This is a genomic window from Anaerobacillus sp. QJM3NY_32 (genome assembly GCF_056173645.1).
This window is the reverse complement of the sequence record NZ_CM149684.1, coordinates 609,609-629,748: the sequence shown is the minus strand read 5'-3', so window position 1 is coordinate 629,748 and position 20,140 is coordinate 609,609. Positions and strand designations below refer to the sequence as shown.

General features: G+C 40.1%; 23 protein-coding genes and 1 pseudogene. 4 read left to right on the top strand and 20 right to left on the bottom strand.

Annotated elements, in window-relative coordinates; translation table 11 throughout:
• Positions 1–96 precede the first annotated feature (96 nt).
• Positions 97–270, bottom strand: coding sequence for a hypothetical protein (locus tag AC0VYH_RS03455; protein WP_430246825.1), 174 nt, complete (start codon positions 268–270; stop codon positions 97–99).
• A gap of 158 nt (positions 271–428) precedes the next feature.
• On the opposite strand from AC0VYH_RS03455, the gene AC0VYH_RS03450 reads away from it, so the two are divergent.
• Positions 429–1,766 (top strand): DUF2254 domain-containing protein, encoded by a 1,338-nt coding sequence (locus tag AC0VYH_RS03450; RefSeq protein WP_194220224.1) that lies wholly within the window; start codon positions 429–431, stop codon positions 1,764–1,766.
• 57 nt (positions 1,767–1,823) lie between these two features.
• On the opposite strand, the gene AC0VYH_RS03445 is transcribed toward AC0VYH_RS03450, so the two are convergent.
• The 8 genes from AC0VYH_RS03445 to AC0VYH_RS03410 form a co-directional block, all read right to left on the bottom strand.
• Positions 1,824–2,360 carry a redoxin domain-containing protein gene (locus tag AC0VYH_RS03445; RefSeq protein WP_475373289.1) on the bottom strand — a complete coding sequence of 179 codons (537 nt, stop codon included), beginning with the start codon at positions 2,358–2,360 and terminating at the stop codon, positions 1,824–1,826.
• A gap of 3 nt (positions 2,361–2,363) precedes the next feature.
• Positions 2,364–2,786 (bottom strand): YueI family protein, encoded by a 423-nt coding sequence (locus AC0VYH_RS03440; RefSeq protein ID WP_404683982.1) that lies wholly within the window; start codon positions 2,784–2,786, stop codon positions 2,364–2,366.
• A 131-nt stretch (positions 2,787–2,917) separates the two neighbouring features.
• A complete protein-coding gene (locus tag AC0VYH_RS03435) occupies positions 2,918–4,186 on the bottom strand; it encodes a M48 family metallopeptidase (protein ID WP_475368393.1) in 1,269 nt (422 codons plus the stop codon).
• A gap of 211 nt (positions 4,187–4,397) precedes the next feature.
• The gene (locus AC0VYH_RS03430; protein WP_194220228.1) at positions 4,398–4,649 is read right to left on the bottom strand and encodes a hypothetical protein; all 252 of its coding nucleotides are present in this window, start codon (positions 4,647–4,649) and stop codon (positions 4,398–4,400) included.
• A 132-nt stretch (positions 4,650–4,781) separates the two neighbouring features.
• On the bottom strand, positions 4,782–5,654 hold the full coding sequence (locus AC0VYH_RS03425; RefSeq protein ID WP_475366545.1) for a Cof-type HAD-IIB family hydrolase: 873 nt from the start codon (positions 5,652–5,654) through the stop codon (positions 4,782–4,784).
• Positions 5,655–5,857: 203 nt separating this feature from the next.
• Positions 5,858–5,980, bottom strand: coding sequence for a hypothetical protein (locus tag AC0VYH_RS03420; protein ID WP_255622949.1), 123 nt, complete (start codon positions 5,978–5,980; stop codon positions 5,858–5,860).
• Positions 5,981–6,071: 91 nt separating this feature from the next.
• Entirely contained in the window at positions 6,072–6,377 is a 306-nt protein-coding gene (locus AC0VYH_RS03415; protein WP_194220230.1) for an AzlD domain-containing protein, read from the bottom strand.
• Positions 6,370–7,074 carry an AzlC family ABC transporter permease gene (locus AC0VYH_RS03410; RefSeq protein WP_475368391.1) on the bottom strand — a complete coding sequence of 235 codons (705 nt, stop codon included), beginning with the start codon at positions 7,072–7,074 and terminating at the stop codon, positions 6,370–6,372. Before AC0VYH_RS03410 ends, AC0VYH_RS03415 begins: the two co-directional genes overlap by 8 nt.
• 111 nt (positions 7,075–7,185) lie before the next feature.
• Here AC0VYH_RS03410 and AC0VYH_RS03405 point away from each other — a divergent pair, with 111 nt between their 5' ends.
• Entirely contained in the window at positions 7,186–7,755 is a 570-nt protein-coding gene (locus AC0VYH_RS03405; RefSeq protein ID WP_475368390.1) for a helix-turn-helix domain-containing protein, read from the top strand.
• Positions 7,756–7,824: 69 nt separating this feature from the next.
• The gene (locus AC0VYH_RS03400; protein WP_430246841.1) at positions 7,825–7,998 is read left to right on the top strand and encodes a hypothetical protein; all 174 of its coding nucleotides are present in this window, start codon (positions 7,825–7,827) and stop codon (positions 7,996–7,998) included.
• A gap of 55 nt (positions 7,999–8,053) precedes the next feature.
• On the opposite strand, the gene AC0VYH_RS03395 is transcribed toward AC0VYH_RS03400, so the two are convergent.
• From AC0VYH_RS03395 to AC0VYH_RS03350, 10 genes and pseudogenes are all read right to left on the bottom strand, one after another.
• The gene (locus AC0VYH_RS03395; protein WP_475368389.1) at positions 8,054–9,451 is read right to left on the bottom strand and encodes a dihydrolipoyl dehydrogenase family protein; all 1,398 of its coding nucleotides are present in this window, start codon (positions 9,449–9,451) and stop codon (positions 8,054–8,056) included.
• Positions 9,451–10,602 (bottom strand): dihydrolipoamide acetyltransferase family protein, encoded by a 1,152-nt coding sequence (locus tag AC0VYH_RS03390; protein WP_475368388.1) that lies wholly within the window; start codon positions 10,600–10,602, stop codon positions 9,451–9,453. Before AC0VYH_RS03390 ends, AC0VYH_RS03395 begins: the two co-directional genes overlap by 1 nt.
• A gap of 14 nt (positions 10,603–10,616) precedes the next feature.
• Positions 10,617–11,612, bottom strand: a complete 996-nt coding sequence (locus AC0VYH_RS03385) for an alpha-ketoacid dehydrogenase subunit beta (protein ID WP_475366541.1) — start codon at positions 11,610–11,612, stop codon at positions 10,617–10,619.
• Complete coding sequence (gene pdhA / locus AC0VYH_RS03380) at positions 11,609–12,673, bottom strand: pyruvate dehydrogenase (acetyl-transferring) E1 component subunit alpha (RefSeq protein WP_475368387.1); 1,065 nt, start codon at positions 12,671–12,673, stop codon at positions 11,609–11,611. The genes AC0VYH_RS03385 and pdhA overlap by 4 nt, the downstream gene beginning before the upstream one ends.
• 23 nt (positions 12,674–12,696) lie before the next feature.
• Positions 12,697–13,803 (bottom strand): Glu/Leu/Phe/Val dehydrogenase, encoded by a 1,107-nt coding sequence (locus AC0VYH_RS03375; RefSeq protein WP_194220260.1) that lies wholly within the window; start codon positions 13,801–13,803, stop codon positions 12,697–12,699.
• Between the two features lie 19 nt (positions 13,804–13,822).
• Positions 13,823–14,218, bottom strand: a complete 396-nt coding sequence (locus AC0VYH_RS03370) for a thioesterase family protein (RefSeq protein ID WP_475368386.1) — start codon at positions 14,216–14,218, stop codon at positions 13,823–13,825.
• Positions 14,219–14,431: 213 nt separating this feature from the next.
• Positions 14,432–15,226 carry an ABC transporter ATP-binding protein gene (locus AC0VYH_RS03365; protein WP_194220237.1) on the bottom strand — a complete coding sequence of 265 codons (795 nt, stop codon included), beginning with the start codon at positions 15,224–15,226 and terminating at the stop codon, positions 14,432–14,434.
• Entirely contained in the window at positions 15,192–16,226 is a 1,035-nt protein-coding gene (locus AC0VYH_RS03360; RefSeq protein ID WP_475373288.1) for an ABC transporter permease, read from the bottom strand. The genes AC0VYH_RS03365 and AC0VYH_RS03360 overlap by 35 nt, the downstream gene beginning before the upstream one ends.
• Positions 16,227–16,328: 102 nt before the next feature.
• Positions 16,329–17,300: pseudogene (locus AC0VYH_RS03355) on the bottom strand (ABC transporter substrate-binding protein).
• A 228-nt stretch (positions 17,301–17,528) separates the two neighbouring features.
• Entirely contained in the window at positions 17,529–18,497 is a 969-nt protein-coding gene (locus tag AC0VYH_RS03350; RefSeq protein WP_194220239.1) for an NAD(P)H-dependent flavin oxidoreductase, read from the bottom strand.
• A 170-nt stretch (positions 18,498–18,667) separates the two neighbouring features.
• On the opposite strand from AC0VYH_RS03350, the gene AC0VYH_RS03345 reads away from it, so the two are divergent.
• Positions 18,668–19,192 (top strand): gamma carbonic anhydrase family protein, encoded by a 525-nt coding sequence (locus AC0VYH_RS03345; RefSeq protein ID WP_430246858.1) that lies wholly within the window; start codon positions 18,668–18,670, stop codon positions 19,190–19,192.
• A gap of 42 nt (positions 19,193–19,234) precedes the next feature.
• Here the strand turns inward: AC0VYH_RS03345 and paaX are convergent, their stop codons facing one another.
• Complete coding sequence (paaX, locus tag AC0VYH_RS03340) at positions 19,235–20,128, bottom strand: phenylacetic acid degradation operon negative regulatory protein PaaX (protein WP_475373287.1); 894 nt, start codon at positions 20,126–20,128, stop codon at positions 19,235–19,237.
• Positions 20,129–20,140 lie beyond the last annotated feature (12 nt).

Here is a 20,140-nt window from a genome sequence, read left to right as displayed (position 1 = left end):
GTTATCAAAAAACATAAAAAGATGCCTCCCCTAAGAGGAGGTTTCTAGACCGCATTAACTAACGAGTCACTATTCTCATCAATGTGAGTCATTCGTTCAAGAAGAGGTACCTGATAGCTGCATCTCTTCCATCCATTTATTTATTTGTTCTTGAGGAAGGCTCCAGCTAATCCATGAAGCCATTACCTTCACTTCTTTATTCTCAACTACCCAGTACTCATATCTCTTTTCGGAGAAATTTTCAACGATGCCCGTCCGATCAATCTTCATCTGCTTTTCCTCCTTAGTATCCTTTCTATGACTATACCCTAATTAAATAATGCCTAATTACCTATTTTACTTTTATCACGTTTAGAATGATAATGCATGAAACACTGCCCCTTCTTCACATACTATCCAAAATCATTCTTTTTTGGAGGAAAAGGGGTATGGAGCACAATAAATTCAAGCGAATCCGATCAAGCTTCTGGTTTATTCCAACTTTTTATGGTGTTGGCGCTTTTCTCGCAGCTATTATCACGCTCATTATAGACCGAACGATCATCCAAGGTAGCGCGATGGTTCTTCCTTATTTTTTCTTTGCTTCCTATGAAACAAGCGTCACTATTTTAAGCACGCTCGTATCTTCCATGTTAACAATGACTACCATTACGTTTTCGACGATTATGGTTGTCTTAACAACGTATTTATCGAACTTCTCACCACGAACATTGCAGAATTTCATTACCGATCGTATTACGAAAAGAGTGCTTGGAATTTTTGTTGGAGGAATTATTTACTTTATTATTCTTCTTCTCCTAATTGAACAAAGCAGTCAAGAAGATGTTGTCTATCTTGCACCTGTTTTCGCTGTGATCTATGCCATTGTCTGTGTCGCCTATTTCGTTTTCTTTATCCATCACGTATCGAATTGGATTCTCGTTGGAAATTTGATACAACATATCACTACTAATACGTTAACAACAATCGACCGTACTTTTTTAGATTTTGAAGAAGCCAATCATGGTGATATCGCCTCATGGGATTCTTGGGAATTGGATGAAATTAAGATGAAAAAACCTATTGCCATTCGATCCACTAAATCAGGGTACCTACAAAATATTGATTTACCTGATTTGATTTCGGTTGCTACAAACAAAGATTTTATCATTCGCCTCGAGAGAGATATCGGAGAATATATTGATGAAGGTACGGTGATTTTTTCTTATTGGGCATCAATGGATTCTTCTCCTGATTCTCATATCCTTCTTAATACCTTATCTCTTGGAACAGAACGAACAACTGATCAAGACATAGAATATGGCATCCAAAAATTAGTTGAAATTGCATTAAGAGCGATCTCACCTGGGATTAATGATCCCAATACAGCCATTAATTGCATCAACCGTCTTGGGAGAGTTTTATCACGTCTTGGCCAAAAACACATCCCACACCCCCTGTATCATGATGAAAAGAAAAACTTACGGGTGATCACAAAACCTATTACGTATGATACGTACCTCTATAAAAGTTTCTATCAAATTAGGCATTATGCCAAAGAGGATGTATCCGTTCTTGGCTCGATTCTTCATTCTTTAGAATTAGCAGCAGACGGAAATAAACATGATACGCACGAAACTATATGGGAGTTTGGTCAGTTTGTAATTAGAGGTTTTGATCCAAAAGTGCTCGATAAGTTCGATCATCGCTATATAAATGAAAAGCTTGAACGACTCGCGAACGCAACTGGTTTTCAAGATGCTTTTCATCCGATCTCACATGAATAGCCCCGTTAGAAATCTCCATAAGAAAAACGGTCTCACCAGAGAGACCGTTTTTTGCTATTATTTTACTTGATCAAGCCATGTTTCCATATCTTTCAGCGTAAGAGGCCCCACTCGTTTCTCACGAATAATTCCTTCTTCATCAATCATAAACGAAGTTGGCATAGAAATAACCTGGTAGAGATTCTCACCTACGTTACCTTCTCGATCCATAAGAACTGGGAAGCGAAGCTCATGTGATTCAACAAATTTTGGAATCGCTTCTTTTTTTGGCTCGTATTTAGTGAAATTAACGGATAGAACTGTTACTTCCTCACCATGCACATCAGCAAATTTTTGGATATCCGGCATTTCTTCTTCACAGGGTGGACACCATGTCGCCCAGAAATTAAGAAAAACGGGTTCCCCTTCATAATCTGAAAGACTCACTTCTTCTCCATCTAGGGTTTCTAAGTTAAAATCTGCTGCCTTATCGCCAACTTCCGTTCCTACACTTCGATCGGCGATAACTGTATTATAAATCCCCCATAGAAGAGCAACAGCAAGAACGATTAGCACAAACTTCTTAATCATTTTCATTCGATCTTTTTTATTCATACTCTAGTCCAACGAAAAGCGATCATCACGAACAAAGATCTCTTCTCGTTCAATCGCATCCTGCTTTGAGGCTAGGACAAGTCCAAGTGGAGTATCTGTTTCTTTATCATTCACAATCGTGAATGATAGGGAAGCTTTGCTCGCTTCTTTAATATATTTTGAAAGCATAGAGTAAGATAAATCCCCATTTAAATATAGAATGCCATTCCGAATACGCTTCATTTCATTAATCACTTCTTGATATACGTTGTTTTGTGCAACCTGCCTTTTTGTAAGAGCAACATATACACGCTCTCTAAAAGTTGATAAGAACAACGCTTTTTCTGCCGGTTTTAATTCTGGCGCACCATAGATTCCAGCATCAAGTACTCTCTTAATATCTTCGTTCACGTTTGCCACCTCATCATGTAAATTGCTTTGCTTCATTGACTTCTACCTTCATCCTATACTATCTCCACTCATTCTTAAAGTGAAGGTTCTGTTAAAAATGAAGGCATGTATCTTGAAACAGGATTCCCTCTCAAACTAAAGATGATTCAATGCAAAAAGATGCCCCATCATTCCGTGGGGGCATCTTCTTCATAGTCATTCAACATAATCAACCGTTCCATCATCGTTGGATGACCATATTTAAAATATTTCACAATGAAAGGCGGATTTACTTCATTTAAACTATTAACCGTCAGCGTTTGAAAGGAACCAATCGCTGCATCCACATCACTGGTCATTTCAATGGCATATTCATCTGCCTCCATCTCAGCATGCCGAGAAACCGCAAGTTCTACCGGACTCGCAATAAAAGACATGATCGAGAAAAGAAGCAATAATGCTGGTAAAGATGCAAGATCTGATTCTGAGTGAATGCCCCATGAGTCGCCCCATTTTCGAATCATCTTCCCGAGAAGCCGATATGCCAGGTATAACCCTATAAAACTCGTTGCTAGAGCGCCAACTAAATTTCCATATAGATGATTCATAACATAATGACCCATTTCGTGTGCCATAATAAAAAGTACTTCGTCATCATCAAGCTTATTTAAGGTCGTGTCCCAAAGAACAATTCGTAAATTGTCGCCAATACCAGATACATAAGCATTCATTGCATTCGTTTTTTCTGACATATTCACTTCAAAAACACGGTCTGCAGGAATATGAGCCGTATCAGCCATACTGAGTATTTCTTCTTCTAATTCTTTGTCTGTTAATGATGTAAAGTCGTTGTATAAAGGATCAATTACGACCGGCTGAATATACATCATAAAAGCAAGGTACGGAACCATTAATCCCCATGCAATGAGCCACCACTTTTTCTTAAAACGATTCATTAGTGCATAAAGGACACCGATAATAAGGGAGGTAAGCAAAATATCAATCCAGAATGAGATCATTTCATCCTTCATCCAACCCGAAAAGGATTGCGTGTTAATCCCATATTTAACGGATAAAGACCTCGCCCAATAGTGCAGTGGAAATGTTAGTAACCATGTAAAAGCTGTTAATAAAATGATATACAACGGAACAACGACTATCCGTTTTTTTGAAATACCTTCACCGAATTGTTTAAAGAGCTTTGATAATCCAAACCAGAGAACGCCAAGATAGATGAGCCACTCATATGGAATCGCAATAAACGAGAGAAAGCTTCTGTAGCGTGAATATTCCTCCGATAATTCTAACTGCCTGTCTGTCATAAATGTTGCTGGATCTGCCGCTGTTCCCTTGTATGCTTCAGGTACCCCGAAGTCCGCCCAATTAAATAAATAGAGTCCCAGGATCAGGGCGTAAATGGAGAATCCCAGAATGAGCCAGGTTATGCGTTTCTTCATCTTCATTCTCCTCCCGATACGATCTCATTATCAATAGTACGAGCAAAACAACTTTTTAGAACCTTTCCCCTTAACGATTGCGAATACTAACTACTCTTCTATGTAGTTTCTACAAAACATGCCATTCTCTTTCAAGCCTAACCAAATCCTTCTTTCACTCTTTCCATATAGAAAGCCGACAGAGTGACCTGTCGGCTTTCTAAATCTTTTATTAACTTTCCGCGTACGCGTTCGTTCTATCATAGCTGTGATCAAATCGATTGAGAATCCCACAAACGGGACACTCTGCAAGAACTTGCAGTTCAACAATTGGCGCCTGACTACTTTTCGTCGTAATTCCAGTTGCCTCAACCCGTTCTTCCATAGATACATGTTCTTTTGCAATTGGAATAAACCACGTATACTCAGTCTCACACATTCGACACGTTGCTTTTTCTTCAATTTCGGTTGGCTTTAATGTCATTTTTTCCAGCTCCTTTAGCAGAGTAATTCAAAGACTGCAGAAACAAGGCCCGGAAAACCTCCAATAAAACTGGGAATCCCTTCCTGTAAAGAGGGTTCCCGTTGTGAAAAAAATCAAACATCTTTCACAAGGTTAATTAGACAGTAAGTCTTCGTCCATTAATTTATATATGGCATGAGCAACACCATCATGCTCATTGGTTTTTGTAACAAATGAAGCCTGTTTTTTTATTTGCTCGTCCGCATTTCCCATTGCAATAGGATAGAAGGCTTTATTGAACATCGAAACGTCATTATAGTTATCGCCAATTGCGGCGGTTTGCTTCATATCCAGCTCCATTTGCGCTACAAATGTTTCAAGCGCAAGTCCCTTCTGAGCATCTTCATGATTAATTTCCAAGTTTTCTTTACCCGAAGAAGTAACCACAGTTTTTTGTACATTTTCAGCTGCAGATGCCGCTCGCCCTAATCGACTTTCATCAAAACAGAAACTAAGGAATTTATACACATGTAGGCTTTCATCTTCTAGTAGTTCATCAAAATCATTAATGGCTTTAAGTGATAAGCTTTCGAACTGACGCTTTGCTCCAATCTTCAATTCTTCTGGAGTTAGGGCGGGATTCGAACTCTTCATCATATCCATGATTAAATCAATCGTTCCTTCATAATCGTGCGTGAAAACACCTTTATTTGTAAATAGCTGATAATAAATCTCTTCACTATCAAGTATTTGTTTAATCGATTGGACTTGCTGACGATCAAGGTAAATGGCGTGCAAGATCTCTCCTTCAACAGAGCGAATCTCTGCGCCGTTATAACAAATAACAGGAACTTCCAATCCACTTCCTTCAAGTGGCTTCATCGCACCATCATAGGCCCGACCAGTGTTAAGAACAACTGTTATCCCCTGACTCTGTGCCTCTCTAATCGCATTAACATTCTCAAAGCTGACTGTTTGTTCATTCGTTAAAAGTGTTCCATCCATATCAATTGAGATACATCTCATTAGGGCAACATCCTTTTCTATTTGGTCCAATCCTTCTTTCAAACTTCTTAAATAGTATAGCAAACGTAATGCTTGTATAAAAAAATAAACGATGTTGATATTTGGCTCATTTAACCCCTGTGACGAACGATCGAATGAACCGAAAATCGAATATAGCTCTAAACAAATAAAAAAGAGCTTTCAAGAAAGCTCTTAACAAAACGTTACTTTTTATTTTGAAAGAAAAAGTCAATGAATGAGGATATTACTTCGACAGATTGGAACCAGACGAGTGACACAGCGGTCATTGAGAAAAACCCAACCATCAAAATACGAAACAAATGCATGTTTCATTCCTCCTCTTTAACTCTCGATATTAGGTTTGATTTATTTATATCACAAAAATCAAAAAATTCAAATCAATTAATTTCACATTTGCTAAATAAAATAGGCATACGTACTGAGCACTGCAACAGCAAACATAACAACAACAATTAAATTCGCCCCAAGGTATGCTGCAACGATTGCTGCCACTGCCCCAATAACACCAAACATCATATCATCATTGATTGTTAAAATACCCGGAAAGATGAGCGCACCCAAAATCGCGAAGGGAACGTTCTTTAGTACATTTTGAATAACAGGCGGTATTTTATCAGAATTAAAGAATACGAGTGGAATCATTCTTGGAATATAAGTGACAACTGCAAGTCCGACAATAAGCCAGATCATAGAATTACTCATTCGTTCCCCTCCCTATAAACCATTCAACAATTATGGATGACAGCAGAGTGGCAATCACGATAGCCCAACCTGTTGGAAACTGAGCCAACGTAAGAATGCTATTAAATATTGCAGCTAACCCTGCAAGAAAAAGCACCTTCCGACTTTTTTTAGCAGACGGAATAAGTAACCCTACAAACATGGCATAAAGCGCAACACTCATACCCTGCTGAATCACTTCAGGTAGATTTGCCCCAGCAATGTATCCTCCCCCTGTAAAGATGACCCAACTCGAGTAGGAAATCAGACATAATCCAAACATATAACCTGTCGTGAGAGCACCTTTTTTTGTTGCGGAAATGGTAAACGTTTCATCAGTAATTCCGAAGGCGTAAACGGCTTTCTTCCATGGAGTATCTGCCTCTACTTTTTCATTTATAGAGGCACTCATCAATAGGTGGCGAATATTAACAATAAAGATTGTAAAAATAATTTCAAAGGCACCTGTCCCAATGGCAATTAAGCTAAGCGTAATGTATTGAGCAGCCCCTGCAAAGACGAGAATACTCATAAGGACCGCTTCATAAAGCGTTAGTCCTGTTGTTCTTGCAAGTAAGCCAAATGTGAGAGCTACCGGCATATATCCGACCGCTATGCTTACACCTGCTTTTAATCCATCTACAAAATCAGAATGACTCTTTGTTACGATAGCCTCCACTTTATCCCTCCTATTGCTACAAATTGTTCAATATATTAAACTTATTGTATGTTATATTAAACAAATTTTCAATATAAGGATAAATATGTAACACTAAAAGAGGAGTATTCAATGGAAAACCAATCCCTAACAAAACAAATTGGCGAAAAACTAAAAAAGCTTCGTCTTGAAAATAAATTAAGTCTCGATCAACTATCCGCTCGATGCTCAGTAAGCAAGCCAATGCTTGCTCAAATCGAACGAGGTGCTTCAAACCCAACCGTTAATACACTATGGAAAATTGCAAATGGACTTGGCGTGTCTTTCACGGCATTCATCGATGAAGAACAGCCTGTTATCAAGAAAGTCAATCGATCTGAAATCGAACCATTAATTGAAGAAAGCGGAAAAATGAAGGTGGTCCCGCTCTTTCCGATGGAACCAGGAAAATCGTTTGAAACGTTTTATATTGAACTTGAACCAGGATGTGACTATCATTCTAATCCACATCCTGGTGGTGTTGAAGAATATTTATTTATTGAAGAAGGCAGTATGACCCTTGAGGTTGATACGCAGTCATACATCATTTCTAGTGGAGAAAGTTTAAGATTCACTGCAAATTATCCACATTATTATCGAAATCCTTACAGTGAATCATGTAAAGCTATGATGATCATTCACTATCCGAGTTCTATACGTTAAGACAGAGAGTTATACGGAAGATATAGTTCTCCCCATTTAGTTCAGAAAGTTCTTTAGGAGGTCTTTGTGATGAGGAAAGCTTTATTTATAGTGACTCTACTGATTGTAGTAGCTTCTTTCTCCATCAACCTTTTTATCGAAAACAGTTCCCTACAAACAATCATCAACATGACAGGATTAGTTGCTATACTCTTACTAGCTATTTTTACAAGGAACCGAACGACTAGTATTAAAAAACATTGAATTACCCCATGTAAAAGACCAGGCGAGCAAATATTTTCGCTCGCCTGGTCTTTTATCATCTAACTTTTGTTTTCACTACTGATTCAACAGTCATTTCAACCGCTTCTGTCCAGGCTTCACCATATCCTGGATGCGGGGAATAAGGATAGATAAAATCTTCGTCTCTTGCCCCCATCTCAAGAGCTAGCGTTGCTTTTTCGATCAGTTCAACAGCACCAGCACCCACAGCATGAAATCCTAAAAGCACATGACTCTGTCGATCTCGAATGACTTTGATCCGACCTTCTGTATGGCCCATGACTGTTGCATAACCATTTGCTTGCATAGAAGAACTTGCCGTCATAAACTCATACCCTGCTTCTTTCGCTTCTTTCTCAGTTAAACCTACAGATGCTACCGGAATTTGAGTTTGGATGACTTGCGGAAGACAATCGAGCGTAAATGCGGCTTTTATACCGCAGCAACGATCCGCCGCCGTCTTCGCCTGCTTAATTCCCTTCGCAGCAAGCGAGGGTCCCACAGTTACATCACCACAGGCATAGATCATTGGGTATGACGTTTCACATCCCTCAGAAATGTGAATATATCCATCTTCTTGTAAGTCTATTCCCGCTTGATCCAATCCAAGCGAATCACTATTATGAATCCTTCCAATCGAATAGGCAATTATTTCTGTTTCTAATTCAACGTTTTCTCCGTTTTGGTTACGGAATATCAATCCAAGACCATCGTCCTTTACACTGCAATCAGATACTTCTCTGAACACCTGAACCTTTTGCTTTTTAAATTGCCTTTTGCATTCACGTTGAATGCTTTCATCCCATTCAGAAAGAATCGCTTCTTGATCTGTCACAATCGTTACGTCTACACCTAGCGAGCGAAACGTACTCGCCGCCTCTACCGTAAGATAATCTGCTCCAAAAATAACAAGTCGATTAGGCAAGGAGGATAATGCATAGAGCTGTTCTACAGGAAAAATGTTTTCTTTTCCGATTGAAATGAAGGATGGGGTTTTGGGTCGACTCCCTGTTGCAATAATCGCATCGTTAAATGACCAAACTTCAAATTTCTCCCCTTGTTCTACACCAATTCGCTCAGAAGATAAAAACGCTGCATGTCCCTTTACACAGTCAATGTTATTTGACTTAAAGCGCATCTCAAGACCTTTTTCCATGGAATCGATCATGCTATTTTTCTCGCTATGCCATTTTTCCATAGAAAACGATGACGCTATCGTTACCCCTGGAGCCGTTTCCTTCATTTTTCTCGCTGAAGATGCCAGTAGTTTTGATGGTATACATCCTCTATGAAGACATTCCCCACCTGATCGAGATCGATCTACCATAGTAACATCTCTTCCATGCTTCGCAAGTCGAAGAGCGGCTTCATAACCAGCTGGCCCTGCGCCAATCACGACAACATCTTTTTCATGAATGATCTCACCTACAACCATTAGACAAGCTCCGTTATAAATAGAGAAGGTTGTTCGATCAATTCAATAAAGCGATTCGTAAAGCGCATAGATGTCCCTCCATCTGCGATACGATGATCAAACGTCATTGATATCGACATTATTGAGCGAATAATGATTTCGTCTTTTTCCGTAACAACTGGCATTTTTTTTGTTTTATGAAAAGCAAGTAAAGCCGCTTGTGGATAATTAATAATCGGCGTAGCCCCAGTGCTACCAAGCGGTCCTGCGTTACTAATCGTAAATGTACCAGATGAAAGGTCTTTGCTCTTGAGCTGATTACTCATAGCAGATTGATGGAGGTTTTTCATCTTAGTGTGAATGCCTTTAATTGAAAGTCTGTCACAGTCGTGAATAACAGGCACAATGAGCCCTTCCTCCGTATCCGTTGCTAAACCAATATGGATATCAGGGTTTAAATAAATGAGACCTTCCTCTTCTTTTAATTCCGAATTGAAAATGGGAAATTCCTTAAGTGCAAGGCATACTGCTTTAATATAAAAGGCAGCAACAGAAATAGATACGCCACTTTTTTCTTGAAGAGTCTTTTTCATCTCTAATACATTCGTCACATCTACTTCGTCAAAATGTGTAACATGAGGAATTGTGAGAGTGGATTTTTTCATTTTTGCTGCGATTTGTTTCCGTCTCGCTGAAAATGGAATGGTATCAGTTTGTAATAGATTCGTTTCGTTTGCTTTTTCTTGCTCTTGAGGCTCTCGAGGACTTTGTAACGTGACAATATGTCTTAAAACATCTTCGTCTGTAATGCGTCCCCCTGGCCCGGTACCTGTTACCCTCTCGATATCAACGTCATTTTCTCGCGCTATTTTCCTCGTGAATGGGGCAGCTAAAATTCGCTTCGTTCGGTTTGGAATAAGCGTTTGCTCCACGTGTTGAGAGATTGGAGAGATGGTTAATAACGTACCCCCCACTTCAACTACTTCACCTGCTGCTACATGAATTCTTTCTACTTTCCCCGCTAGCGGAGATGGAAGCTCAGCGGTTACTTTATCAGTCTGCACTTCGACCAACGGCTGATCAATTATGACTTGATCACCTGGTTTAACAAGAAGCTGTACAATTTCACCTTCTGACATTCCTTCTCCAATGTCATGCAATTTCACGTCCATATACGATCCCTCCTTTAGAAGCGAACTGTTTCTTCAATCGCCTGCAGAACTTTACTAGCATCAGGTAGATAATCATCTTCAAGCGTAAATAACGGCACTGGCGCATCGTAGCCCGTTACTTTTTTTATCGGTGACTTCATATAGAGAAACGAAGTATCGTTAATGATTGAGATAACTTCACTTCCTACTCCTCCAGATGATGCAGCTTCATGAATGATAACCGCTCTCCCAGTCTTTTGGACTGAATCAGAGATCAATTCTTTATCAAGAGGATAGAGACACCTGAGGTCAATCACATCACACTCAATCCCATTGGAAGCTGCTTTTTCAGCAGCTTGCTCAGCCACTTTCATCATAGCTCCCCAAGCAAAAAGAGAAACATCACTACCATTACGCCGTCTGTACCCTTTGCCTAGTGGTATCGTATAACTTCCCGTCGGTACATCACCTTTGCCTGTGCGATACATCCTCATAGGCTCAAGAAACAGGACTGGATCAGGATCTTTTATACTGCTAATAAGGAGCCCTTTTGCGTCATGTGGCGTTGATGGCACGACAACTTTCAACCCTGGTATGTGAGCAAATAGCGCTTCTGTACTATCGCTATGAATTTCTGGTGCTCTTACACCGGCTCCATAAGGCACTCGAATCGTCAGTGGTACTGTATAACGACTTTGTGTTCTCGTTCGAATTCTCGTCGCATGTGTCATAATTTGATTAAATCCTGGATAAATAAAGCCAAGAAACTGAATCTCCACAACTGGTATAAAACCATTCATCGCAAGTCCTATCGAAGTTCCTATTAAGCCTGACTCTGCAAGCGGCGTGTCTATGATTCTGTCATCACCAAAAAGTTCATAAAGCCCATCTGTGGCTCTGAAAACACCGCCATTTCTCCCAACATCTTCCCCTAGTACAAGAACGGACTCATCTTCTTCAAGCATCACCTTTAAAGCTTCCGTAATGGCCTGCACCATCGTTAGCTTTTTCATATTCACCGCTATACTCATTTTTCACTCTCCTTGTGAAAAAAGCGCTCTTTTTGTTCCTGTACTGGCCAAACGCTAGTGCCGAACACATGATCAAACATAAGAGCTTCATCTGATTTCTTTGTCTTTTCCATTTCCGAGACAGCAGTATTTAATCGATCTTCTGCTTCGTTCTTGAGCTGTTCCACCCAATCAGATTCCCAAGCATTTCGAGCTTTAAGATATTCCTCCACTCTCTTAATTGGATCTTCCACCTGTCTTCTCCGTTCACTTTCCCCCTGATCGCGATATTTCGAAGGCTCATCTGTCGTCGTGTGTGCCCCATAGCGCCACGTAACGGCCTCAATTAACGTTGGCCCTTCGCCCTTCCTCGCTCGCTCTACGGCTTTCAATGTTTCACTATAAACAGCAAAGACATCATTGCCGTCCACTCGTACGCCTGGCATATCATAACCAAGTGATTTCTGAGCTATCGTCTTAGAGTTCATTTGTCTTTCAAGAGGAACGCTGATCGCATACCCGTTGTTTTGGTTAAAGAATACAACTGGGATTTGAAACACACTTGCAAAGTTTAGCCCTTCATGAAAATCCCCTTCAGATGTTGCCCCGTCACCGAAATACACTATAGAAACTCGATCGCTTCCTTTTTTCCTCTCCGCCCACGCTGTACCTGTAGCATGAAGAATTTGCGATGCGATAGGTACAGATGGCGGAAAAATATGTTTACCCTTTGGTGGGGCACACCCCTCAATACAACCTTTCCAATATAGAAAAATATTAACGAGGGAATGTCCGAAAGCAGCTGTTGCAGCATGATCGCGATACGTTGGAAACATCCAGTCTCCATCTTCTAAAGCAAGCGCACTTCCGATTTGAGAAGCTTCCTGACCCTCGAATGGAGCATACGTACCAATTCGTCCCTGACGCTGAAGATTGACTGCTTTTCGGTCAAACATGCGTGAGAACGTCATTTGCTCATAAAAGCGCCTGGCGTTCTCTACTGTGACATATTCACTTTCTTCCAATTGCCTACCTTCCCCATTAACGAGTTGTCTCAACGGAAACTGCTCAGCTAGATCCATTGACATCCACCTTTCATTCTATTTTAAGAGCGAACTGTCCATTTTCCAGGTTTCTTATGTGCAAAAAAACTATTTCTTCGTTTCCTACTTTCCAAACGCTTTTCGCAAAAAAGATTCGCTGCTTTTATCGTAGAAAAAGAATGCGTCTCTGCTTGCTCAAAAATAGATAGCAAGGTGTCATAAATGGCTTTGGTTTTTTGCAATACTCGTTTTGGATTTGGCGTATAAAGCTCATCAGATACTTGAATCAAACCGCCGCTATTTACTATATAATCAGGAGCATAAAGTATGCCGCGTTCATTTAACAAATCACCATGCTCATTTGTTAAAAGCTGATTGTTAGCAGATCCAACAACTGCCCGTACTTTAAGCTTATGAATCGTTTGGTCATTAATTATTCCTCCAAGGGCGCAAGGAACAAATACATCAGCATTCGCTTCATAGATTTCGTCTCCAGAAACAACCTTCACTCCACGGTTTAGGTCAATAGCTCTTTGAATCAAACGGTCAATCGCATGCTGATTAATATCTGAAACAATTAAATCTGCACCTTGCTCTAGAAGCAGTTCAGCTACTTTATACCCAACTTTCCCAAGCCCTTGAATAGCGTAAGTGCGCCCTCCTAGCTCTTCTGAACCAAACACAGTTTTGTTTGTAGCCTGTATTCCATAGACCACACCGTTAGCGGTTGGAACAGACGAATCTCCACTTCCGCCATACTCTTCCGGAACACCGACAATGCAGCTGCTTTCTCTTAATGAATGAACGAAATTATCAGGAGTCGTTCCCATATCTGTACCAGTGTAAAACCGCCCGTTCAACGATTCGACAAACTGGCCAAATGCGCGAAAAAGCTCTGGAGTTCGATCTCTTAGCGGATCCCCGATGATGACTGCTTTTCCACCACCAAAGTCAACATCTGCTGCAGCGCATTTATATGTCATCCCTTTTGACAGCCTTAACACATCTTCTATCGCATCATCGACCGTTTCATAAGGTCTCATTCTACAGCCTCCAAGCGCCGGACCAAGTGTTGTGTTATGTATGGCAATGATGGCTTTTAGACCTGTATCGACATCATTACAAAAAAGTAACTGTTCATGCTCTATGATTCGATCAAACACGATTATCACCCCTTTATGAAATCGCTTACATTTTAGTGCTTGCTAATTTTTCATCGATAACGTTCTTAGGAAGAATGAACTGAATCACTTTCCCTGTCCCGATAAGTTCTGATCCTCTTTTCACGTCTACTCGACTAATGACAGATTTGTGTGTTAGCGAAATGATAACGGCAAAGATCTCGACCATTTGTCCTTCGCAAGCTGGCCCTAGATGTTTTACTTCAATCCCCCCACCAATGCCTTCCTCTTCTTCTTCAAGAAAAGGAAGAATAAGCTGTCTTGCTGCCCATTCCATATGGTAAACCATCGAAACAGTTGAATATGCCTTGTGGACTACTTTTCCTTCAAATTTTGCATACATGTCAGGGGTTACCTCTATTTGAATAAGAGCACTTTGGCCGATCGTAATACCACTCTTCACCTGCTTCACCCCTTTAACATCACACTATAATATATGACGTTTATTTAACGATATAATAACATTGCGTATATTAACCGTCAATAAATTGTCAAAAAAATCAAAACAATTAAGTGAACTTCAAGATTATGAGTCAATTGAAGAGCTATTATAGGAACAAATCCCCCACTTCATATTTCGCTAAGTGGGGGCTCTTACTCTTATTATCTAACTTCACTATCCTAACAGGGCGCGATCATTTGTCATTTTGGCCCCTTTTATTCGCTGGAATTCATGAAGTAACGCTTCAATCGTTAAGTTCTGTTTATCCTCTCCTTCTACTTCTAAGATAATTTTACCGCTATCCATCATAATTAAACGGTTCCCTAAATCTAAGGCTTGTTGCATATTATGAGTAACCATGAGTGTCGTTAAGTTCGTTCGCTCCACAATTTCTCCGGTTAGTTTAGTGATTAGGGCTGCTCTTGCTGGGTCAAGTGCTGCAGTATGTTCATCTAATAAAAGCATTTTTGGTTCTGTAAAGGTCGCCATTAATAAGGAGAGCGCTTGTCTTTCTCCTCCTGAAAGCAAACCAACTTTTGCGGATAAGCGATCTTCAAGGCCGAGGTGAAGTGTTTCGAGCGCTTCCTGAAAAGTTGTTTTCAGTTTCTTCGTCACGCCCTTCATTAACGTTCGTCTCCGATTTCGATTATAAGCTAATGCTAAATTTTCTTGTATCGTCATCGATGGCGCTGTTCCAGCCATCGGATCCTGAAAAACGCGCCCAATCAATTTTGACCGCTTATATTCTGGTAAACTTGTAATCTTTTTTTCATCAATGAATATGTCCCCAACGTCAGGTGTTAAGACGCCAGATACCATATTCATTAAAGTCGATTTACCAGCCCCGTTACTTCCAATAACGGTTACAAAATCGCCGGTTTTAAGGGTTAGGTTAATGTCTTCTAACGCTACTTTTTCATCCAGAGTCCCTTCGTTAAATACTTTGTGAATTTGATTTAGTTGAAGCATACCCTTCGTCCCCCCCCTTCATTTCTTTCAATTTCACTTCTTGCTGGAGGCGTTTTCGCTTTTTACGGTTTCGCTCTTTCTGACCATCAATTAATTGTGGAAGAACAAGTGCAGCAATAACGATAATTGCCGTAATTAATTTCATGTCACCTGTTTCAAGAAAATCCACTCGGAGGGCAAGACTCACAACAATACGATAGACAATTGCGCCACCTATAACTGCGAATGTGGTCACAGCTATCGTCCTTGTTCCAAAGATAGCCTCCCCAATAATAACCGACGCAAGACCAATAATGATCATTCCGATTCCCATACCCACATCTGCAAATGAACTATACTGAGCAATTAACGCTCCTGCTAACGCAACAAGTGCATTTGAAAGTCCAAGTCCAATAATCGTTAGCCTATCCGTATTTGCTGAGAAACTCCGAATCATTCGTTTATTGTCACCTGTCGCTCTGAGGGCAAGACCAATTTGAGTACGTAAGAAAAGATCAGTCAAAATTTTAATCACTGTCGTAACAACAAGCATGCTTATTAATATAGCCCATGTTGAAGTGAGATTTCCTAAGCCAATACCTGATGCCATATTATTTAAAACCGAATCAAGTCCCGATGTCTCAAAAAAACTTTCTATCTTTGTGAAAATGGATTCTTCATTTAAGAGCGGAACGTTCGATCTCCCCATTATTCTTAAATTGATTGAGTAAAGAGCAATCATCATTAAGATTCCCGCAAGAAGAGGATTAATCTTCCCCTTAGTATGTAGAAGACCCGTCACACAACCCGCTAAGAAACCTGCTCCAATGGCTACAAGCGTAGCAAAAAAGGGATTAGTCCCGTTTACAATCAGAATAGCAGCAATGGCTGCCCCTGTTACGAAACTTCCATCAACAGTTAAGTCTGGAAAATCAAGAATTCGAAATGATAAATACACTCCAAGTGCCATAATGGCATATATAATGCCAGATTCTATTGCCCCAAACATTGCTGAGCTCATCTTAAGCGCCCTCCTCTTCCTTTTCATTTGAAAGCACGTTCATAGTCCATCTGATAAAAATAGGTTCGAAAAAGAAACTCTCTCTTTTTCGAACCTAATGATCTACTCGATATATTCCCCCATTTCTTCCCATTCTGTCTTCACTTCGATGCCCATTTCTTCTGCCGCTGTTTGATTCATTTTAAGTTTTAAATTCTGAGGGTATTGAACGGGGATATCTGCCGTCGTCTCTTCCCCCTTCAAAATTTTCGCAGCCATCAGGCCAGCTTCATATCCAATATCTTTATAATCAAAGCCATATGCTGCAAATGCTCCTCGGCTAACAGAATCGAATTCTCCTGCGAACATCGGAATATCTTTATCATTCGCTACGCTGATTACCGACTCAAGTGCTGATACGACAGTATTGTCAGTTACAATGTAGATCACGTCCACCTTACCAACAAGTGCTTCTGCAGCCTGTTTAACTTCAGCTGAAGTAGAGACACTTTTCTCAACAGCCTTCATATCTGTACCTTCCATCGCTTCTTTTACAATGTCCACTTGCGCAACAGAATTTTGTTCACCAGCATTGTAGATGAGTCCTACATTTTTTGCGTCAAATTCACTTGCTATAAATTCAATAGTTTTCGGAATGGCTTCTGGATGTGTATCAGTCGTTCCCGTAATGTTCTCTCCTGGCTTATCAAAATCTTCAACAAGCTTTGCACCGACTGGATCAGTCACGGATGTGAAAAGAATTGGAATATCTGAGGTCGCATTTAATGCAGATTGTGCACTTGGTGTTGAATTAGCAAAGATTAGGTCGACTTCATCTCCAACTAGATTTTGTGCAATCGTATTGCTATTGTTCATATCGTTCTGCGCATTTTGAACATCGTAGGAAATGTTCTCGCCTTCTTTAAATCCATTCTCTTCAAGCGCCATTTTAAATCATTCATAAGCAGCATCTAGAGAAGGATGTTCAACAATTTGAGTCACGCCAATTGTATAAGACTCCTTATCCTCTGCTTCGCCACTACTAGAATCCGTGTTTGATGAGGAATTGTTCGTTCCGCAACCCGTAAGAGCCATCACACTAACTAGAGAAATACCTAACCATTTTTTCCAGGATCTCAAACGCCTGTCCTCCCCCAAATAAGTTTTTTAAACTTATTGTTGTTATATTCTTTATCCACTGAAAATTCTTGACTAAGCCGGGATATCGTATCGTTATGGTACACTTGCTATTCTAGCTTGTCAACGAGTATTCAAACAATTGAAATTATTTAATATATTTTAAAAATAACACTTGATATATGACTACTTCTTCATAGATATTTTCTCAAACTCTTCCAGTTTATTTTTATAAATTAGTAATGCTCCTTCAACCATGTCTTCAAATAGTTTCTGGACAGAAGGAATAGATTTGACTATCCCACTTATTTGTCCTCCATTAATAAATCCATCTCCAAGTCGTCCTTCTACTGCTCCTATCCGATGTTTCTCTTCATCAGTCATCGCCGCAAAGTCTTCAGGCTTTACTCCACTTAATTCAGCTTTTAATAACTGATCTGCGTATTCAGTTCTCAAAACCCTTCTCACTTTTCCAACAGATCTCCCAACGATAACTGTTTCAGTATCGTTAGCTTCTAGAAGCTTTGTTAGATATCGCTCATGATATGGCGATTCTTCTGTCGCAATTAATCGTGTACCCATCTGTACTCCTTCTGCCCCAAGAGCTAAGGCTGCAGCAAACCCTCTAGCATCTCCAATCCCACCTGCTGCAATAACTGGTATTTGCACACTTGCGACGAGCTGAGGAATCAGGGTCATCGTAGTAATCTCTAGTGGAGAATTAATTCCAGCTGCTTCATACCCTTCTCCTACGATTAAATCTGCACCGGATTCTTCTGCTTTTTTCGCTTGTTTGACACTAGCTGTTACACAAATAACTTTTATACCGCACTCTTTAAGAAAGGGAACATAAGGTGCAGGATTTCCTGCGGAAAGAGAAACAATAGGAACAGCATGTTTTACTGCAAGTTCACACATCCCCTTTAAATCTGTTGTAACAGTAATTGGTATGTTGAGAGCAAATGGTTTAGCTGTTCGCTGTTTCATATCAAGAAGGAGGCTCTCCACTTCTTCAAGACTAAGCGTTCCAGTTCCAATCGTTCCTAGTCCTCCTGCTTCAGATACCGCCGATGCAAGAATCGGACTCGAAATATTTCCCATTCCCCCTTGTATAATTGGATATCGAATGGAAAATAGCTGACAGACTCGTTTCATTTATATCCCTCCTCCCATTCATATAACGATAATGATACGAAACAAAACATTCGTGTTATACTTATTAATAACATTCAAAGAAGATCAACATAATTCCTGCTTAATATGAAACTTCTATTTTGAAACAATGAAAAAATAGTTTGTAAGCTAAAAAAGAAGGGAGAGCAACTATGTTATTTTCGTATAATCGTATAGCACCTACTCTCGCTCCAAATGTTTTTGTCGCACCCGGCGCAAAAATCATCGGAGATGTCTCAATCGGAGAGGACTCTACAGTTTGGTTTAACGCTGTTTTAAGAGGTGATGAAGCACCGATTAGTATCGGGAAAGGATGCAACATTCAGGACAATTGCACCTGTCATCTATTTGAAGGGTATCCTCTCGTTCTTGAGGATGAGGTATCAGTTGGTCATAACGCCATTCTTCATGGTTGCACCATTCGAAAAGGTGCTCTAGTCGGGATGGGGGCGATCATTCTTGATGGAGCTGATATTGGAGAAGGTTCTTTAATTGGGGCACATACACTCATTCCATCAGGTAAAAAAATCCCGCCAAACAGCATGGTGCTTGGCTCACCAGGTAAAGTAATTCGTGAACTGACAGATAAAGATAGAGAACTGATTAAGCTAACCATTGAAACTTATAAAACAAAAGGGAAAGAATTTAAAGAAAGCTCGTGCGAAATAAAAGAATAGAAAAAAAGAAGGAACTGGAGGTTAATCCTCCGTTCCTTCTTTTTATAGTCGATCCGTTAAGAGAGGATGCTGTAAGGCATCATAACCGTTATCTTTGTTTGTTAACTCATTTCCTTCTTTAAAGATTTCTTCAAAGAAGCGAGAAGCCGGCTGGGCAAGTGTTCTGTAATAATCACTAAATAACGTAGCCGCATGCTCACCCGGCCACTCTTCAGGTAATAGTTCTGAGGGAAGTCCCGGATCAACGAAGAGAAATTTTCTATATTCATGAACCAGCTTTGCCCGTTCAACAAAGCACTCCCCATCACTCATCTTACCTTTTTCAATTTTACTTCGATCAATCACATAGCGCTCACTATACATTTGGATGAATTCACGATATTTCTTACTAATTTCATCCAAATCCCAGCATTCCTCTACAAGAGCCATGCTCTCGTGCGGTCCTTTGTAATCGGCTATGAAGAAATGGATATAATCACGAATATCATACTTCTCAATTAGCAAATTCACCTGTTCTTCAAGATGGTTGGGAGATAACCATAAACTAGCAGAAGAACTTCCAAAGCCGCTCCACACTAACTCTTTACGCAGCTCATCGCGAATATGACGCTTCTCTTCAGGAATGTTATAAAGCAACATTCGCCATCTTCCGTCCCACTCTGAAGGTTGAAGCTTAAATATTCTTCGCGCAGCCTCATCCATCCTTCTAACACCGCGGTCTGTTAAGTAATAAAAACTTTTGTTACCTTCTTTCCTGGATTCCACCCAACCTTGTTTACTCATTCTTGAAATGGCCGCTCGAACAGATTGATCGTTATGACCAAACTCTTTCAAAAGACGAATCAGGCTTCCGATCCAAATTTCATTTCCATAATGTCTGATATATTCTCCATACAGTGTAAAAATCATTGATCTTGTATTTAAACCTTCACTCATCATCATACCCCC

Coding starts and splice junctions, on each gene's coding strand:
- AC0VYH_RS03455 (WP_430246825.1), bottom strand. CDS start 270: ATGAAGATTGATCGGACGGGCATCGTTGAAAATTTCTCCGAAAAGAGA.
- AC0VYH_RS03450 (WP_194220224.1), top strand. CDS start 429: ATGGAGCACAATAAATTCAAGCGAATCCGATCAAGCTTCTGGTTTATT.
- AC0VYH_RS03445 (WP_475373289.1), bottom strand. CDS start 2,360: ATGAATAAAAAAGATCGAATGAAAATGATTAAGAAGTTTGTGCTAATC.
- AC0VYH_RS03440 (WP_404683982.1), bottom strand. CDS start 2,786: ATGAAGCAAAGCAATTTACATGATGAGGTGGCAAACGTGAACGAAGAT.
- AC0VYH_RS03435 (WP_475368393.1), bottom strand. CDS start 4,186: ATGAAGAAACGCATAACCTGGCTCATTCTGGGATTCTCCATTTACGCC.
- AC0VYH_RS03430 (WP_194220228.1), bottom strand. CDS start 4,649: ATGACATTAAAGCCAACCGAAATTGAAGAAAAAGCAACGTGTCGAATG.
- AC0VYH_RS03425 (WP_475366545.1), bottom strand. CDS start 5,654: ATGAGATGTATCTCAATTGATATGGATGGAACACTTTTAACGAATGAA.
- AC0VYH_RS03420 (WP_255622949.1), bottom strand. CDS start 5,980: ATGCATTTGTTTCGTATTTTGATGGTTGGGTTTTTCTCAATGACCGCT.
- AC0VYH_RS03415 (WP_194220230.1), bottom strand. CDS start 6,377: ATGAGTAATTCTATGATCTGGCTTATTGTCGGACTTGCAGTTGTCACT.
- AC0VYH_RS03405 (WP_475368390.1), top strand. CDS start 7,186: ATGGAAAACCAATCCCTAACAAAACAAATTGGCGAAAAACTAAAAAAG.
- AC0VYH_RS03400 (WP_430246841.1), top strand. CDS start 7,825: ATGAGGAAAGCTTTATTTATAGTGACTCTACTGATTGTAGTAGCTTCT.
- AC0VYH_RS03395 (WP_475368389.1), bottom strand. CDS start 9,451: ATGGTTGTAGGTGAGATCATTCATGAAAAAGATGTTGTCGTGATTGGC.
- AC0VYH_RS03390 (WP_475368388.1), bottom strand. CDS start 10,602: ATGGACGTGAAATTGCATGACATTGGAGAAGGAATGTCAGAAGGTGAA.
- AC0VYH_RS03385 (WP_475366541.1), bottom strand. CDS start 11,612: ATGAGTATAGCGGTGAATATGAAAAAGCTAACGATGGTGCAGGCCATT.
- pdhA (WP_475368387.1), bottom strand. CDS start 12,673: ATGGATCTAGCTGAGCAGTTTCCGTTGAGACAACTCGTTAATGGGGAA.
- AC0VYH_RS03365 (WP_194220237.1), bottom strand. CDS start 15,226: ATGCTTCAACTAAATCAAATTCACAAAGTATTTAACGAAGGGACTCTG.
- AC0VYH_RS03360 (WP_475373288.1), bottom strand. CDS start 16,226: ATGAGCTCAGCAATGTTTGGGGCAATAGAATCTGGCATTATATATGCC.
- AC0VYH_RS03350 (WP_194220239.1), bottom strand. CDS start 18,497: ATGAAACGAGTCTGTCAGCTATTTTCCATTCGATATCCAATTATACAA.
- AC0VYH_RS03345 (WP_430246858.1), top strand. CDS start 18,668: ATGTTATTTTCGTATAATCGTATAGCACCTACTCTCGCTCCAAATGTT.
- paaX (WP_475373287.1), bottom strand. CDS start 20,128: ATGAGTGAAGGTTTAAATACAAGATCAATGATTTTTACACTGTATGGA.